The 15,885-nt window shown below is 66.2% G+C and carries 16 protein-coding genes; 10 read left to right on the top strand and 6 right to left on the bottom strand.

Annotated features, from left to right (window positions below; translation table 11 throughout):
• From VHC04_RS00355 to VHC04_RS00390, 8 genes are all read left to right on the top strand, one after another.
• On the top strand, positions 1-684 hold the full coding sequence (locus tag VHC04_RS00355) for a DUF1045 domain-containing protein (RefSeq protein ID WP_325676761.1): 684 nt from the start codon (positions 1-3) through the stop codon (positions 682-684).
• Positions 685-691: 7 nt separating this feature from the next.
• Positions 692-1,570 (top strand): NAD(P)H-binding protein, encoded by an 879-nt coding sequence (locus VHC04_RS00360; protein ID WP_325676763.1) that lies wholly within the window; start codon positions 692-694, stop codon positions 1,568-1,570.
• 1 nt (position 1,571) lies between these two features.
• Positions 1,572-2,744, top strand: a complete 1,173-nt coding sequence (locus VHC04_RS00365; protein WP_325676765.1) for a M20 aminoacylase family protein — start codon at positions 1,572-1,574, stop codon at positions 2,742-2,744.
• Between the two features lie 87 nt (positions 2,745-2,831).
• The gene (locus VHC04_RS00370) at positions 2,832-3,587 is read left to right on the top strand and encodes an MBL fold metallo-hydrolase (RefSeq protein WP_325676767.1); all 756 of its coding nucleotides are present in this window, start codon (positions 2,832-2,834) and stop codon (positions 3,585-3,587) included.
• Positions 3,584-4,030: a TIGR03668 family PPOX class F420-dependent oxidoreductase gene (locus VHC04_RS00375; protein ID WP_325676769.1), complete on the top strand. Its 447-nt coding sequence runs from the start codon at positions 3,584-3,586 to the stop codon at positions 4,028-4,030. Before VHC04_RS00370 ends, VHC04_RS00375 begins: the two co-directional genes overlap by 4 nt.
• An 83-nt stretch (positions 4,031-4,113) precedes the next feature.
• Complete coding sequence (locus VHC04_RS00380) at positions 4,114-5,652, top strand: DHA2 family efflux MFS transporter permease subunit (protein ID WP_325676771.1); 1,539 nt, start codon at positions 4,114-4,116, stop codon at positions 5,650-5,652.
• A gap of 63 nt (positions 5,653-5,715) precedes the next feature.
• Complete coding sequence (locus VHC04_RS00385) at positions 5,716-6,516, top strand: class I SAM-dependent methyltransferase (protein WP_325676773.1); 801 nt, start codon at positions 5,716-5,718, stop codon at positions 6,514-6,516.
• Between the two features lie 59 nt (positions 6,517-6,575).
• Positions 6,576-7,604 (top strand): glycosyltransferase family 9 protein, encoded by a 1,029-nt coding sequence (locus tag VHC04_RS00390; RefSeq protein ID WP_325676774.1) that lies wholly within the window; start codon positions 6,576-6,578, stop codon positions 7,602-7,604.
• On the opposite strand, the gene VHC04_RS00395 is transcribed toward VHC04_RS00390, so the two are convergent.
• A complete protein-coding gene (locus VHC04_RS00395; protein WP_325676776.1) occupies positions 7,594-8,340 on the bottom strand; it encodes an SDR family NAD(P)-dependent oxidoreductase in 747 nt (248 codons plus the stop codon). The two genes, VHC04_RS00390 and VHC04_RS00395, sit on opposite strands and share 11 nt — an antisense overlap.
• 86 nt (positions 8,341-8,426) lie before the next feature.
• Here VHC04_RS00395 and panC point away from each other — a divergent pair, with 86 nt between their 5' ends.
• Positions 8,427-9,320: a pantoate--beta-alanine ligase gene (panC, locus tag VHC04_RS00400; protein WP_325676778.1), complete on the top strand. Its 894-nt coding sequence runs from the start codon at positions 8,427-8,429 to the stop codon at positions 9,318-9,320.
• A 113-nt stretch (positions 9,321-9,433) separates the two neighbouring features.
• Positions 9,434-10,372 carry a glycine/sarcosine/betaine reductase selenoprotein B family protein gene (locus VHC04_RS00405; protein ID WP_325676780.1) on the top strand — a complete coding sequence of 313 codons (939 nt, stop codon included), beginning with the start codon at positions 9,434-9,436 and terminating at the stop codon, positions 10,370-10,372.
• Between the two features lie 48 nt (positions 10,373-10,420).
• Here VHC04_RS00405 and VHC04_RS00410 read toward each other — a convergent pair whose 3' ends face one another.
• The 5 genes from VHC04_RS00410 to VHC04_RS00430 form a co-directional block, all read right to left on the bottom strand.
• On the bottom strand, positions 10,421-11,053 hold the full coding sequence (locus VHC04_RS00410; protein WP_325676782.1) for a hypothetical protein: 633 nt from the start codon (positions 11,051-11,053) through the stop codon (positions 10,421-10,423).
• A 48-nt stretch (positions 11,054-11,101) separates the two neighbouring features.
• Entirely contained in the window at positions 11,102-11,776 is a 675-nt protein-coding gene (locus tag VHC04_RS00415; protein WP_325676784.1) for a class I SAM-dependent methyltransferase, read from the bottom strand.
• Positions 11,777-12,017: 241 nt separating this feature from the next.
• Complete coding sequence (locus VHC04_RS00420; protein ID WP_325676785.1) at positions 12,018-12,464, bottom strand: PTS sugar transporter subunit IIA; 447 nt, start codon at positions 12,462-12,464, stop codon at positions 12,018-12,020.
• An 8-nt stretch (positions 12,465-12,472) separates the two neighbouring features.
• Positions 12,473-13,171 carry a response regulator transcription factor gene (locus VHC04_RS00425; protein WP_325676788.1) on the bottom strand — a complete coding sequence of 233 codons (699 nt, stop codon included), beginning with the start codon at positions 13,169-13,171 and terminating at the stop codon, positions 12,473-12,475.
• Positions 13,168-15,879 carry a sensor histidine kinase KdpD gene (locus VHC04_RS00430; RefSeq protein ID WP_325676790.1) on the bottom strand — a complete coding sequence of 904 codons (2,712 nt, stop codon included), beginning with the start codon at positions 15,877-15,879 and terminating at the stop codon, positions 13,168-13,170. The genes VHC04_RS00425 and VHC04_RS00430 overlap by 4 nt, the downstream gene beginning before the upstream one ends.
• Positions 15,880-15,885: the final 6 nt, after the last annotated feature.

Genomic DNA, 15,885 nt, shown 5'->3' on the forward strand with positions numbered 1-15,885 from the left:
ATGACGGAGCCGGCCCGCGTCGCGCTGTACTATGCGCCGCTACCCGACGATCCGCTGACCGGCCTGGCGGCACGCTGGCTTGGCCGGGACCCTGTCTCCGGCACGCCGGTGCCGCAGCCTGAGCTGCCCGGTATCGCGGAGCTGACGGCGGAGCCAAGACGCTATGGGTTTCATGCGACGCTGAAGCCACCGATGCGGCTGGCGGCTGGCCGAGGCTGGGCGGCACTGCGGGATGCGGTCACCGTGATGGCCTCCTCCATCGCACCATTCGAGCTGCCGCGCCTGTCGGTGCAGGACCTGCACGGGTTTCTGGCGCTGCGGGAGACGCAGCCCTGCGCGCCCTTGCAGGCTCTGGCGGATGCCTGCGTCAGGGAGCTCGACATGTTCCGCGCTCCGCCTTCCGACGCCGAACTGGCTCGGCGCAGAAGATCGCGGCTCTCGGCGGAGCAGGATGCGATGTTGGTGCGCTGGGGCTATCCGTACGTGTTCGATACCTGGTTCTTCCATATGACATTGACGCGGCGGTTGTCGGCGGCCGAAAAATCCGTCGTCATGCCAACGGCGGAAGCATGGTTCGCGCCGGCTCTGGCGGTTTCCCGCCGTATCACGGATATCTGCCTGTGCACCCAGGCCGAGCCGGACGCGGCGTTCCTGATCGCCGAGCGCGTTCCGCTGCGCGGCTGAGAGAGAGATGGAGCGGGTCCATGTGATCGGTGCGTCCGGCCGATCCGGCGTCGTCCTGTGTCGGTCGTTGCTGGCAGACGGGATCGAGGTCGCGCCGGTCGTGCGCAACCCGGCGAAGTGGACGGCAACCGCCTTGGCAGGCGAGTCGCGACAGGCTGATTTGCGGCAGCCCGACACGTTGAAGGTGGCGCTTGCCGATGCCACCCATATCGTGTCCTGCGCCCACGCACGTCATACGGAAGCACTCATCGCGGCGGCGCCCCCTCAGGCCGTGCTGATCCTGCTGGGGAGCACCCGCAAATTCACCCGCTGGCCGGACGCGCACGGCAATGGCGTGCTGGCCGGCGAGGCGGCATTGCTGCGGTCCGGACGGCGTGGCGTGATGCTGCACCCGACGATGATCTATGGCGCGCAGGGCGAGAACAACGTGCAACGTCTCGCCGCGCTGCTACGGCGCATGCCGGTGCTGCCGCTGCCGGCCGGCGGCACGTTCCTGGTGCAGCCGATCCATCAGGGCGATGTCACGCGCTGCATTCGCGCCGCCCTGACCCAACCGTGGGCCACCGCGACCAGCCTTGTCATCGCTGGTCCCGAACCGATCCGCTATGCCGATTTCGTGCGCGCCGTCGCCGCGGCGGCGGGCCTGCGCCAGCCGATCATTCTGCCCTTCCCCCTGGCCCCGCTGCTGATGGGCGCCAGGCTCACGCGCCATATCCGCGCACTGCCGACCATCGCACCCGAGGAAATCCGGCGCCTGACCGAGGACAAGGCTTTTTCGATCGGCCCGATGCGCGACCGGCTTGGCACGATACCGGTTGCGCTCGACCAGGGACTTGCGCTGACATTCGCGCGTTCCTTTCAACCAGCCGATTCACGGGATGCGTGACATGGCAGTGATCAATCGGATTACCTCGTTCCACGAGGAGATGACCGGATGGCGGCAGGATCTGCACGCACACCCGGAACTGTCGATGCACGAAAGCCGCACCGCCGCGATGGTCAAGGAAAAGCTCGAGGCGTTCGGGGTGGACGAGATCATCACCGGCATGGCGAAGCACGGCGTTGTGGGCGTGATCCGTGCCGGCACATCGGACCGGGCGATCGGGCTGCGGGCGGACATGGACGCGCTGCCGATGCAGGAGGAGACAGGGCTGCCCTGGGCCAGCCGGAACCCGGGCGTGATGCACGCCTGCGGCCATGACGGCCACACGACAATGCTGCTGGGCGCGGCGAAATACCTGGCGGAGACACGGAATTTCGATGGCACCGTCTACCTGATCTTCCAGCCGGCCGAAGAATTCGAGTGCGGCGCCGAGAAGATGGTGCAGGATGGGCTGTTCCGGACCTGCAAGATGGATCAGGTCTATGGCCTGCATAACTGGCCACAGATGAAGGCCGGATCGTTCCTGTGGCGGACCGGGCCGGTGATGGCGGCGGTCGCATTCTTCGACATCGCCATCACCGGCCGCGGCAGCCATGGCGCCTTCCCCCATGAGGGCGTCGATCCGGTCGTCGTCTCGGCGCAGATCATCACCGCCTTGCAGACGATCATTTCGCGCGGCATCGAACCGATCCAGGGCGGCGTTGTGTCGATCGGCAGCATCCATGGCGGAGACGCCCATAACATCCTGCCGGAACGCATCGTGATGAAGGGGACGGCACGCTGGTTCAAGCCGGAGGTCGGCGACCGCATCGAGACCGGCATGAACAGGCTGGTGCACGGGATCGCCGAGAGCTTTGGCGCGAGCGCGGCACTGACCTTCCGCCGGCATTGCCCGGCCACGGTTAACGACCCCGAGGCAACGCGCTTCGCGGTGGCCGCGGCCGATGCCGTCTCGGGGGCCGATAACGTGAAAGAACTGCCGGCACCAACGATGGGTGGCGAGGATTTCGCCTTCATGCTGAACGCGAAACAGGGGGCCTATCTGATGCTGGGCGGGGCGCGCGGCTCCGACGATCCGCTGCTGCACCATCCGAAATATGATTTCAACGACGACGTCCTGCCGGTCGGTGCATCGTGGTGGGCGACACTGGTGGAGCAACAACTCGCCCGACGCTGACCCTGCCGCCGCCGACCCTGCCGACGCTGACCTTGCCGGGGGCCGGCAATCGCAGTACCCGGGACGCAACGGAAGGGAGGATTTGCCGTGGCCGATAGCGATTATCAGCTCGACATTCTGGTGCAGGGCTATCCCGGTAAGTCGGTCTGCCATGGCGGGCTGGGCTGGAGCACGATCGTCCTGCTGCGTGGCCACGGCCGGGTCGCCCTGGTCGATTGCGGCACGTTCAGCCATCGCGCCAACCTGATCAACGGATTGAAGCGGCATGGCCTGACGCCGGCCGAAGTGACCGATGTGGTGCTGACCCACTCCCACCACGACCATGCCATCAATTGGGTGCTGTTCCCCAGGGCAACGATCTGGATCGGCGGCGAGGAACTCGACTGGTCGGTGAAGGAGCCCTGGGGCAGCACGCCGGTCCCGGAACTGTATGTGCGGGAGCTGGCTGGCTCTCAGCAGCTCCGCCGCGTGCGCCAGGGCGATACGCTGATCCCGGGCATGACGGCCTATGATGCGCCCGGCCACACGCCCGGGCATCTGATCTTCTACCTGGCGGGGAAGGATCGTGATGTCCTGTTCACTGGCGATGCGGCGAAGAACCGCGTGGAGCTGCTCACCCGCCAAGCCGACATGACCTATGATGCCTCGGTCACCGCGCGCTCGATCGAAAGCATGTGGACCCTGTGGCGCAAGCGCCCCGGTACTCTGCTGGTACCCGGCCACGACCTGCCGATGGTGCTGGAGGACGGCAAGCCGGTCTTCGTCGGCAAGCGCCAGGCGGCGATCGAGTCCTGGTTCGATGACACGCTTGAAAAGACCACTCGCATCGAACTGGTGCTGTGACGCCGGCCGCCGCTGTCAGGCCGACGCCGGCTCAGGCGGCCTTCCTGCAGGCCGCGCGGGTGGCGCGGCTGGCAACGGCCGACGCGGCCGGCCGGCCGCATCTGGTGCCGGTGTGCTTCTGCCTGCTGGATGGCCGCATTTACATCACCATCGACGAGAAACCGAAGCGGGCCGACCGGCCCTTGAAACGTATCCGGAATATTCTGGAGAACCCGTCCGTCGCGCTGACGGCCGATCGCTGGGATGAGGATTGGACGCGCCTCGCCTGGGTCATGGTGCGCGGTACGGCGTACATCCTGGACACCGGCGCCGAGCACGATGCCGCGCAGGAATCGTTGCGGGCGCGATATGCGCAGTATCGCGCCATGGATCTGGCGCCATTGCCGGTCATCGCGATCCGGATCGTTTCCGTATTGTCCTGGGGACGGCTTGACGACGGTTAAAACAGCGTCGGGCAATTGACCAGACGGCCGGTTTGCCCGCACGATCGTCCGCACAGCATGAAACGTCCCACGTAGCAGACAGCATGGCGGAATCGGACCATCAGACGCCGATGGGAGACGACGTACCGCATCGGGCGATGATCACGATCTGCGCCATCGGCGCGACGCTTCTGCAATCGCTCGATCAGACGATTGCCAATGTCGCGCTGCCCTACATGCAGGGCAGCTTCTCGGCGAGTTATGATGAAATCACGTGGGTCCTGACCTCCTACATCACGGCGGCCGCGATCCTGACCGCGCCGGTCGGCTGGATGGCGCAGCGCTTCGGACGCAAGCCATTATATGTCGGCTGCATCATCGGCTTCACCATCGCGTCGATGCTGTGCGGCGCGGCGCAATCGCTGGCACAGATCGTCGGCTTCCGTCTGCTGCAGGGCATGTTTTCCGCCGCTCTCGTCCCTCTCTCCCAGGCCACCCTCCTCGACATCTACCCGCCGGCTCGGCGAGGCTTCGCCATGGCGGTCTGGGGCATGGGCGTCATGATCGGCCCGATCATGGGCCCCACCCTGGGCGGCTTCCTGACCGAGAACTACAACTGGCGGTTCGTCTTCTACATCAACCTCCCGTTTGGCGTGCTGGCGACGATCGGATTGATCGTCTTCATGCCGAGAACCATGGGCCTGAACCGTCTGCGGTTCGACTGGTTCGGTTTCACCGTGCTGTCGGTCGGCGTGGCCTCGCTGCAGTTGATGCTGGACCGTGGCCAGACCCTGGACTGGTTTCACTCGACCGAGATCATCGTGGAATGCGTATTGGCCGGGCTGGGCATCTACCTGTTCCTGGTCCACATGATGTCGGCCAGGCAACCGCTGATCCGGCCGGCGATTTTCCGCGATATGAACTTCTCCTCCGGGCTCGCCCTGATGTTCGCCATGGGCACGTTGCTGGTATCCAGCCTCGCGCTGATGGCGCCATGGCTGCAGACGCTCAGCGACTACCCGGTGCAGACCGCCGGCCTGGTCATGGCCCCGCGCGGGCTTGGGAACCTGGCGGCGATCATGTTCGCGGGACGCATGTCCACGCGCATGGACCCGCGGCTGCTGGTCGGCGTCGGGCTGCTGCTGATTTGCAGCTCCTTCTGGATGATGACCGGCTGGACGCCCGACGTGTCGGAGACCGACATCATTATCGCCATTATGATTCAGGGCGCCGGCATGGGGCTGGTCTTCACCCCGCTGCAGGTTCTGGCCTTCGCCACGTTGCCGGCCGCCATGCGGACCGAGGGCGCCTCGCTGTTCAGCCTGGTGCGGAATATCGGCGCCGCCATCGGCGTCTCGGTCACGTCCATGATGCTGGCGCGCAACACACAGATCATGCACGAGGTGATCGGCGGCTCCGTCACGCCATTCAACCGCGCCCTGGCGGCCATCGGCATCTACGATCCGGCCACCCAGCACGGAGCGGCATTGCTCGACAAGGTGGTGAACCACCAGGCTCAGATCATCGCCTATTCGAATGACTACATGCTGCTGATCTACACCACGCTGCCGGCATTGCTGTTGCTGTTGATGATGCGCCGTCCAAAAGGGATCATCGCGGTCAAGGCAGAGCCGATGGAATAGTCCATCAGCCGCCTGGAAGCAGCGCTTGTGAACCACCCCCGGTCCGGGTAAGCGGACCGGATCATGGTGACCGATACGACCTTCGGCCGAGCCACGGAGGCCCCAGGGGGCGGCCAGGCCGCTCGCCTGGACTGGACGGTGGTTCGCCGTCTGGTCGGTGCCTGGCTGCGCGACCGGCGCCAGTTCATTGGCGGCAAGGTGGCGCGTACCTGCCCGATCTGCGGCCACACCGGCGCGATGATCGGCGTCGGTCACCCGCCCCGCTGGGACTCCCGCTGTGCCAGGTGCGGCAGCCGCGAGCGGCACAGGCTGCTGTGGCTGTGGATCACCGCCGACGGCGGCAACAGGCTGAACGGCAAGCGCATCCTGCACTTCGCGCCGGAAAAAGCCTTGCGCAAGGCATTGGCCGGCAATCCGGGCTATGAGACTTGCGACCTGTTCCAACCCGGCGTCACCCACCAGGCTGACATCACCCGGCTGCCGATGACCGACCAAAGCTATGACGTGATCATCGCCAACCATGTGCTGGAACATATCGACGATGACTGCAAGGCCATGCGGGAGTTGTTCCGCGTGCTGCGGCCGGGCGGAATCGCGCTGCTGACGGTGCCGCTCAATCCGACCAGGGCCACGACCTACGAGGATCCGGCGATCACCGACCCGGCCCTCCGCAACGCGCATTTCAACGCCCCCGACCATCGCCGCTATTATGGGCTGGATTTCGCCGACCGCCTGTCCGCGGCCGGCTTCAGCGTCGAAACGTTCCGGCTGCCGCCACCGGCCGAGGTTCGCTACGGCTTGCTGCCGATGGAATGGCTGTACATCGCGACCCGCCCCGGCCAGGCGACGCCCGCGCCGGGATAGGCTGGATGGTGCCGGTCGCCCCTCGTCCTTGGCCGCCTCTTCGGCCGCCTGTCCTGGTCGTGCAACCCCTGCCGGGCATCGGCGACATGGTCTGGCATGTGCCGCATCTGCGGGCCATAGCCGCCTTCTCCGGCGCGCCGGTGACCGTGTTGACCAAGCCCCGCTCCCTGGCCGATCAGTTATTGCGTCATGAACCATCGGTCGAGCGCGTCCTGTGGGTCGACCGCAATCCGCGCGGTGGCCGCGGCGCCCATGACGGGCCGCTGGGCCTGTTGCGGCTGATCAGGGACCTGCGGGCCGGCCGCTTCGCCAGCGCCGTCGTCCTGCACCATAGCGAGAGCCTCGCCGCCGCCGCCTGGCTTGCCGGCATCCCCGACCGCCGCGGCTACGGACGCGGCGTGCAGCGCTGGTTTCTCACCACCGGCCCCTGGATCAAGCCGGAAGACGCGCAACAGCGGCCGCACGGACGGGCCACCGGCTTCCTGCGCAATGCCGGTCTGCAACTGGGCGACGCCGAACCCATCCTGCATGTTCCGGCGGCGGTCAGGAGTGCGGCGCGCGCCCGGCTGGGGATCGGCGAAGCGCCTTTCGTCGCGATCGGCATCGGCAGCAGTGAGGAACTGCGTCGCTGGCCGGCCGACCGGTTCGGCACGGTATCTGCCGCCCTGCTGGCGGACGGCTGGCCGGCGATCGCGATTCTGGGCGGCCCCGACGACGCACCGGCAGCGACCACGATCCGCAATGCCGCCTTCGATCCGTCGCGCGTCATCCCCGTGCTGGGCTGGCCGATGGATGAGGTTGCGGGACTGCTGGCCGAGGCAGCCTTCTATACCGGTAACGACACCGGCGTGATGAACATGGCCGCGGCGGTGGGTGTCCGATCCTACGCCATCTTCGGGCGCACCCCGCCGGTGGAGCACGCCTCGCAGATCGTACCAATCACCACGCCGGATATTGGCGTTTACGATGGAGTCATGCGGGTGACACCGGACCAGGTGCTGACCGCGATCGCCGCGGATCGCGCACCCTCGGCGCGCGCAGCCGGCACCCTGTCCCATACAGGCGGGTCGGCGCGGGTCAATACATGACATCGCCGCCATTCGGCGACAGCGTGGCGCCGACATAGAAACCGCCTTGAGGCCCGGCCAGCAGCAAAGCGGTGGCGGCGATTTCCTCCGGCGTTCCGAAACGGCCGACCGGCAGGGCGTCGATGAAGGCCTGGCGATCGGCCGGGTCCATCGTCGCCGTCAGGTCAGTGGTGATCGGGCCCGGCGCGATGGCATTCACGCGCACGCCCCTTGGCGCCGCCTCCCACGACAGCGCACGCGTCAGGCCGATGATTCCGGCCTTCGCCGCCGAATAAGGCGCGGCGTTGGGCGCACCCTTCAGTCCGCGCTGGGACGCGATGTTGATGATGCACCCCTGCCCCCTGGCGACCATCGCGGGAAACACCGCCTGTGCCATGAAGAACATGCCTTTCAGGTGCACCGCGACGATGCTGTCGAACTCGGCCTCCGTGTAGTCGACAAATGGCTTGCGGATATTCATCCCGGCGTTGTTGAACAGGATGTCGACCGGTCCGAAATCACGCGCCACATCGGCAACGAAGGCCTTGCCGGCGGCGATGTCGGCGACGTTGACCGACCGGTGCAGGGCGCGTCGCCCCAGCGATCGTATTTCGGCAGCGGCCACGTCGGCACGCCCATCGTCATTCAGGTGGCAGAATGCGATATCCGCCCCTTCCCGCGCGAATAGCAGCGCCGTGGCCCTGCCGATACCGCGGGACCCGCCCGTGATCAGCGCGATCTTGCCTTCAAGCTGCATGCCGATACCTCCCGATGTGCCCTACCATGTTGCCGTGGAAACGATCCGCGGCCCAGTACAATCCCGGCCCGCGCGGCAGGGCGACAATGCGCCCGGCGCGGCTGTTGCCTTCGCGCTGCGCCTGCACCATGGTCCGCGCCATGCTGATTGCCCGCACCTTGCCCCATCTGCGTGATGCCTGCGCCTCGCTACGCCGCTCCGCCGGCTCGCTCGCTCTGGTTCCCACGATGGGCGCCCTGCACGCCGGCCACCGCGCCCTGGTCCGCGCGGGCGTCGCGTCCGGCGCGGCAACGGTCGCGTCGATCTTCGTCAACCCGCTGCAGTTCGGCCCCAGCGAGGATCTGGCGCGCTATCCCCGCGATGAGGATGGCGACCTGGCGGCGTTGGAAGCGGAAGGCTGCGCGCTGGCCTGGCTGCCGGCGGTGGACGTCATGTATCCGGCTGGCGAAGCCACCACGATCTCGGTCGCCGGTCCGGCGGAACGGTGGGAGGGTGAGGCCAGACCCGGCCATTTCCGGGGCGTGGCCACGGTATGCGCCAAGCTGTTCGGACAGGTGCGTCCGGACAGGGCTTATTTCGGGGAGAAGGACTGGCAACAGCTGCAGGTGGTGATCCGCATGGCCAGCGACCTGCTGCTGCCGCTGGACATCATCGGGATCGAGACCGTACGCGAGCCGGATGGGCTGGCCCTGTCCTCTCGCAACCGGTTTTTGACCGCGGAGGAGCGCGCGATCGCGCCGGCATTGAACCTTGCGCTGCGGCGGTCCGCCGGCCGGATCGCCAGCGGCGAGCCCGTCGCACAGGTCCTGTCGAACGCCCGTGCCGGCCTGGAGGCGAAAGGGTTCGAGGTGAACTATTTCGCGCTGGTCGATGGCCCGACCCTGGCGCCGTTGACCAGCGCGTCCGCGTCGGGCCGGCTGATCGCCGCCGCGCGCCTGGGCACCGTCCGGCTGCTGGACAATGTCGCCGCGCCGGGCTGAGCCCCCTTCTGTGCAATCCCATGCGGGCGAGCATTCTTGCGGGGCCGGCGCTGGCATGCGACCACTTTGGCAAGGCCGCACATTGCCGCCTGCTTTCGAGACCGGAGGAACTGATGGACAAGGCCCTCGACGAACTCCTCGGCTTCGCGCCGGATTACGATTCGCCGATCCCGTATATGCGTCGCACGCGCGAATATTATGCCGCGATCGGGTACACGACGCCGTACCGCTGGGCTCATTACCTGGCCGCGCCATTTGCACCGCTGAAGAAGCCGCTGGCGGAATCAAAGGTCGCCATCATCTCCACCGCGGCGCCTTACCAGCCGGACAAGGGCGACCAGGGTCCGGGGGCGCCCTATAATGGCAGCGCCAAATTCTATCAGGTCTACTCCGGCGACACATCGGTCGATCACGACCTGCGTATCTCGCATATCGGCTACGACCGCACGCATACCACCGCCACCGACTGCAATACCTGGTTCCCGTTACCCGCCCTGCGCCGGGCCGCCGCGTCCGGACGGATCGGGGCTGTGGCCCCGCGCTTCCATGGCGCGCCCACCAACCGCAGCCATCGCATCACGGTGGAGACGGACGCCCCTGAAATCCTGCGCCGCGTGCAGGAAGATGGCGCCGATGTCGCCATTCTGGTGCCGAACTGTCCGGTCTGCCACCAGACCTGTTCCCTCACCGCGCGCCATCTGGAAGCTGCCGGCATCCCTACCGTGCTGATGGGCTGCGCCAAGGACATCGTCGAACACGCCGCCGTGCCGCGCTTCCTGTTCAGCGACTTCCCGCTGGGCAACAGCGCGGGCAAGCCGCACGATGTCGCGTCGCAGGACCAGACACTGGAACTGGCGCTGTCGCTGCTGGAATCCGCCTCCGGCCCGCAGACCACCCGGCAGTCGCCGATCCGCTGGAACCAGGATGGTAAATGGAAGCTGGACTATCTGAACCTGGAGCAGATCGGGGCCGAGGAACTGAAGCGCCGGCGTGAGGAGTTCGACCGGCAGAAGGAACTCGCGCGGCCGAACCGCGTCGGGAAGGCCGCCTGAGCCTCGGCATGCCGCCGGGACCGCGCGCCCGGCGGCGGCCACGCGATCTCAGTACTGCGGCACTTCCGCTGGTCCTTCATCTTCCTCATTGATCAGTGAGACATCCTTCACACGGCGCAGCAGCAGGCAGGGCGACTTCCAGTAGATCCGGATGTCGTGGAACGGATCGGTGATGATCTTGGTTGCCCAGACAAGGCCGGTCTGCACGCCGCGCGTCAGGCAAAGCTGGCCGACCCGGAAGATCAGGCCGCCGATCCCCACGACCAGCCAGACATAGCCGATCTGGCGGATCCACTGGACCGTGCCCTGTGGCGAGGGCAACAGGCCGAACAGCGTGGGGCTGTACCAGACCAGCAGCGGTGAGGCGGCCCAGATCGACATCAGGATGATCTTGCGCTTGATGTTGTAGCCGACCTTGATTGCTTCCTTGTACTCGTCCGACGCCTGATTGACGTAATCGTAGTCTCGCGGCTCAAAGAAGAAATGCCCCGCCTGGCGGCTGAGCATGGAGACCGCCCAGCCGATCACAGCCGCCATAGCCGGATCCTTGAACATCACCAGATAGGCGATGCAGAAGCTGATCGCGCTGAGGAAATGCAGCGACTGGTTCACCAGGCTGTGGTGGTAGTAGCGGTGATCATCCCAGCGTTGGATTCGCAGAGCTTCCAGAAAGTTACGCATGCGCTTTCCCTTGACGGTTCGACGTTGGTTGACAGGCTGATCGCTGTATCAACTGGCAGGTCCCGCACCTCGCGGATCGCTCAATCGAACATAACGAATCAGTGAGAAATGCCCCAGTGGCGGCAGCGCCCGGCGCTCCAGCAGTCGGACGGCACCCGATTGTTCCGCCCAGCGTTCATAGCGGCCCCAGGGAAATTCGGTCCGCCATCCCAGTCGGCTGGTCATCGGCATCAGCATCTTTTCGATCGAACCCCGCAGACCTGTTTCGGCACCGATCCGGCTTGTCAGGATAATCTCGCCGCCCGGCCGAACCACACGCACGAACTCATCCAGCGCCTTTTCCGGATGCGGAATGGAAGTCACGACATACTGTGCCACGATCACATCGAAGGAGGCGTCGGGATAGGTCAGGTTCTCGGCATCCATCACCGACAGGCCTTCCACGTGGTCCAGCTTCAGGGTTTCAACGCGCCGCCGAGCCTTGTCAAGCATGGGAGCGGAGATGTCGATGCCGGTGATACGGTTTCCTTTGACATAATCACTCAGAGAAAGGCCCGTTCCGACCCCGACTTCCAGGATACGTCCGCCGATCCGTTCGGCCGCCACGACCGCCGCGCGGCGCCCCTGGCGGAAGACCGGCCCGAACAGCAGGTCATAGATCGGCGCCCATCGTCCGTACGCCTCGGCGACCTGATCACGATCCATCTCTCTGACACCGGCCAAGACCATACCTCCGACAAGTACAAGGCAACGCCGAAACGCAATATGACTGTCTTGTTATTGTCATATTGTCCGAATCGTCTGTAGACTGCACGACGACGGTAAATGAAGAAACCGGCACCGGGGGTCAATGGCGCTTTTTGCCCCGTACACGTCTCGATAGCAGCACGAATGGGGCCGACGATCGGCACGGGTCCTGGCTATTTTCAGATCAGTTGTCACGGCCCGGGCAGCCGGGCACTTGTTACCGCTGTGTTAAGATACGCGCGATCTCGGCCGGCGTCGCCGCGGATCGTACTGCCGCGCGCAGATCCGCGTCGCGGAAACGCCGCGTGATCGCCGCCAGAACAGCAACATGATCCGCCGTGGAATCGGGGATCAGCAATACGAAGACCGTATCCACCGGCTTGTCATCGATCGCATCGAAATCCACCGGCCGCGCCAGCCGGACGAACAAGCCGACGAAGGCCGCCAACCCGCCCAGGCGGGCATGCGGCAACGCGAAACCCGAACCGAGACCGGTGGAACCAAGCTGTTCCCGCATCAGCAATGCCCGCTCGATCTCCGTGGCGGACACGCCAACGGTGTGCGGCGCGATCAGGCGGGCGAGCTCCGCGATCAGGCTCCGCTTGTCGCGGACGCGCAAGCCCAGCACGATACGGTCCTCGCTCAGAAGCTCGGCGATCTCCATGCCGCCGCTCAGTCGCCAACGCGCAGGCGATAGCCAACGCCTGTTTCGGTCTGAATATGCGTCGGCCGCTCCGGATTGGCCTCGATCTTCTGGCGCAACGCCCTGATGTAGATACGCAGATATTGCACGTCGGTATTGGCCCCCCAGACCTCGCGCAGCATCATCCCGTGCGTCAGCACCTTGCCGGCATGCTGGACCAGCAGGCGCAGCACAGCGTATTCGCGCGGCGAGAACTTCACCTCCTGGCCACGCACGGTGACGATCCGCCGCACCAGGTCGACCGCCAGATCGCCGCTGCGAAAGATCGCAGATTCCCCCCCCTGCTGCAGCCGGTGTCGCTGCGCCGCCCGGATACGGGCCAACAGCTCGTCGATGCCGAACGGCTTAGTGACGTAATCATCGGCACCCAGATCCAGCGCCTCGACCTTCGCCGCTTCATTGTCGCGACTGGACAGAACGACGATGGGGACCGCCACCCCGGCCGAGCGGATACCCGCGATGACATCCATGCCGTCGATGTCGGGCAGACCCAGGTCCAGCACGATCAGATCGGCCGCGCCACGGCGGGCGGCATCGATCGCCGGCTGTCCGGTTTCCAGCTCCGTTACGACATAGCCCTGACTGGTCAGGCCGGCACGCAGGAAGCGCCGGATGGCGGGCTCGTCATCCACCACCAGAACCCGCAACGGCGCGCTCCCGGCGGTCACGCGTCAGCCTCTTCGGCCAGATCGAGCAGTGGCACATCTTCCGGTACCGGCAAGGTGACGGTGAACTCGGCGCCCGGCCGATCGCGCCGGTTGGTGACCATGATCTCGCCGCCCATCGCCTCGACGAACCCCCGGCAGATCGCCAGGCCCAGGCCGGTTCCCGCCCTGCCCCGATCCGGCCCCTTGGCCCGATAGAATTTCTCGAAGATGTGCGCGACCGCGGCAGCCGGGATGCCCGGCCCCTCATCCGTCACCCGCAGCATCACGGACATCCCGTTCCGCGTGGCGTCCACCCGGATCAGGGACCGTGGCGGCGCATATTTCGCCGCGTTGTCCAGCAGGTTGAACAGCACCTGCTCGAACAACACCATGTCCAGGCACAGCAGCGGCAGATCCGCCGGCAATTCAACCTCCACCCGGTGACCTGACAGGATTTTCGCCGCCCGCTGCAGCGCCGCCCCAACCACGTCGGACAGCACCACGAGGTCCGTCCGCGGATGCAAGGCGCCGGACTCCAGCCGCGTCATGTCCAGAAGATTGCCGATGAAGCGGTTCAGCCGGTCCGCCTCCTCGATGATCGTCGTCAACAGCGTCTCCCGGGTCTCGGCGTCCAGCACCGCGGATTGCGACCGCAGGCTGGTCGCCGATCCCAGGATGGAAGCGAGCGGCGTGCGCAGGTCGTGCGAAATCGAGGTCAGCAGCGCAGAACGCAGCCGGTCGGTCTCCGCCTGCAGCCGTGCCTGGTGCAGGTCGCGGGCCAGCGTAACGCGTTCAATCCCCAGCGCGGCCTGATCGGACAGGTTGTCCAGCAGCCGCTGCTGATCCGGCGTCAGCAGCGGTCCCGTCTCGTCGCGGATGATGCCGATCACGCCCTGCGGTCCCCGGCTGGTGCGCATCGGCTGGAACAGCCATTTCGCGCCAGGCAGCGTGTCCGAGTCCCGGCCGGCGACGTGCTTCTTCTCCCAGCACCACCGCGCGGCCGCCAGGTCGGCTTCATCCAGCATGTCTTCGGGCGGGTATCCTGCCCTGACGGCCAATCCCTCGCCTTCCGGCAACAGCAGCACGACCCGCACCTTCAACATCATCGCGATCTGATGGGCCGTGGCCCAGAGCAGGTCGTCCATGGTGACGGCGACGGTCAGCTTGCGACTGAACTGATACAGATCCTCGGTGGTGCGGGCACGCTGGGTCGCCGTCAGCGCCTGGTCACGGACACGCGCCGCGAGGTTGGAGGCGATCAGCGCGACGACGCCAAAGAAGAACAACGCCACGACATTTTCCGGATCGGCAACCGTCAGGGTATAGAGCGGTGGCAGAAAGAAGAAATTATAGGCCAGCACCGCCAGCAGGCAGGCCAGCAGTGAAGGCCCCAGGCCGAACAGGACCGCATCGATCAGCACCGCGGTCAGGAAGACCAGGCTGACATTGGCGACACTCAGCAGCGCATGCAGGCCCACTGCGCCCGAGGTGGCCGCCGCCACTATGCCTGTCGCGATGGCGTATGGCTTGATGCGGGGACCTTCCATACGGCGCGAGGATCCCGCGCCGGGCGGGGCTGTCTGGTCCGATGCGGTTTCCACGACATGCACGCTGATCGCCCCGGCCTGGTCGATCAGGCGATGGGCCATCGATCCGGCAAGCCGCTGCCACCAGAGCGGGCGGCGCGGTCTGCCGACGACGATATGCGTGACGTTGTTGGATCGTGCATAGTCGATCACCGTGGCCGCCACGTCCCGTCCCGGCAGCAGGACCGGTGTTCCACCCAGGCGTTCCGCGAGGCCAAGAGCATTGGCCACGCTGTCCCTGGCAGCCTGGGTGTCACGCCGCACGCCCGCGGTTTCCACACTCAGCGCGATCCACGGGGCGTGGACCTGATCGGCCAGACGCTTGGCGTGCCGGACCGTGGAGACGGCACCCGCCCCGGCCTCGACGCAGGCCAGCACGCGGTCGCCGGCCGGCCAGGGCCCCTCGATCGCGTGGCTGCGCATATAGTCGATCATCTGGCTGTCAACGCGCTGCGCGGTGCGCCGCAAGGCCAGTTCACGCAGCGCGGTCAGGTTGCCCGGCGCAAAATAATGCCGGACCGCCCGCTCCGCCTGCGCCGGCACATAGACCTTGCCCTCTCTCAGCCGCTGGATCAGGTCGTCCGGCGTCAGGTCGATCAGTTCGACATCATCGGCCTGCTCGATCACCGAATCCGGTACGGTCTCCCGCACCCGGATGCGCGTGATGCGCGCAACCACATCGTTCAGGCTTTCGACATGCTGGATGTTGAGCGTGGAATAGACGTCGATTCCGGCCGCCAGCAATTCCTCGACGTCCAGATAGCGTTTCGGATGCCGGCTGCCAGGGGCATTGGTATGCGCCAGCTCATCGACCAGCGCGAGCTGGGGACGGCGCGCCAGCACGGCATCCAGATCCATCTCGCTCAGCGCGTGTCCGCGATAGGAGACGGCGCGGCGGGGCACGATCTCCAACCCGGCCAGCAGAGCCTGCGTCTCCGCCCGGCCATGGGTCTCCACGACGCCGATCACGACATCGACGCCCTCCTGCCGGCGCGCCTGTGCGGCGGACAACATCTCATAGGTCTTGCCGACGCCCGGCGCGGCGCCAAGGAAGATCTTCAGGCGCCCGCGATGCGCCTTCCGCGCTTCCTTCAGCAGCGCGTCAGGTGACGGCCGACGGTCCTTCGCCGCACTCTCGCCCATGGCGAC

The sequence above is a fragment of the Rhodopila sp. genome (assembly GCF_035548095.1).
Taxonomy (GTDB): domain Bacteria; phylum Pseudomonadota; class Alphaproteobacteria; order Acetobacterales; family Acetobacteraceae; genus Rhodopila.

What these genes read in the sequence shown, in the direction of transcription:
- panC (WP_325676778.1), top strand. Translation starts at nt 8,427, where the DNA reads ATGCGCCCGGCGCGGCTGTTGCCTTCGCGCTGCGCCTGCACCATGGTC.
- VHC04_RS00410 (WP_325676782.1), bottom strand. Translation starts at nt 11,053, where the DNA reads ATGCGTAACTTTCTGGAAGCTCTGCGAATCCAACGCTGGGATGATCAC.
- VHC04_RS00420 (WP_325676785.1), bottom strand. Translation starts at nt 12,464, where the DNA reads ATGGAGATCGCCGAGCTTCTGAGCGAGGACCGTATCGTGCTGGGCTTG.
- VHC04_RS00355 (WP_325676761.1), top strand. Translation starts at nt 1, where the DNA reads ATGACGGAGCCGGCCCGCGTCGCGCTGTACTATGCGCCGCTACCCGAC.
- VHC04_RS00380 (WP_325676771.1), top strand. Translation starts at nt 4,114, where the DNA reads ATGGCGGAATCGGACCATCAGACGCCGATGGGAGACGACGTACCGCAT.
- VHC04_RS00430 (WP_325676790.1), bottom strand. Translation starts at nt 15,879, where the DNA reads ATGGGCGAGAGTGCGGCGAAGGACCGTCGGCCGTCACCTGACGCGCTG.
- VHC04_RS00405 (WP_325676780.1), top strand. Translation starts at nt 9,434, where the DNA reads ATGGACAAGGCCCTCGACGAACTCCTCGGCTTCGCGCCGGATTACGAT.
- VHC04_RS00360 (WP_325676763.1), top strand. Translation starts at nt 692, where the DNA reads ATGGAGCGGGTCCATGTGATCGGTGCGTCCGGCCGATCCGGCGTCGTC.
- VHC04_RS00395 (WP_325676776.1), bottom strand. Translation starts at nt 8,340, where the DNA reads ATGCAGCTTGAAGGCAAGATCGCGCTGATCACGGGCGGGTCCCGCGGT.
- VHC04_RS00385 (WP_325676773.1), top strand. Translation starts at nt 5,716, where the DNA reads ATGGTGACCGATACGACCTTCGGCCGAGCCACGGAGGCCCCAGGGGGC.
- VHC04_RS00365 (WP_325676765.1), top strand. Translation starts at nt 1,572, where the DNA reads ATGGCAGTGATCAATCGGATTACCTCGTTCCACGAGGAGATGACCGGA.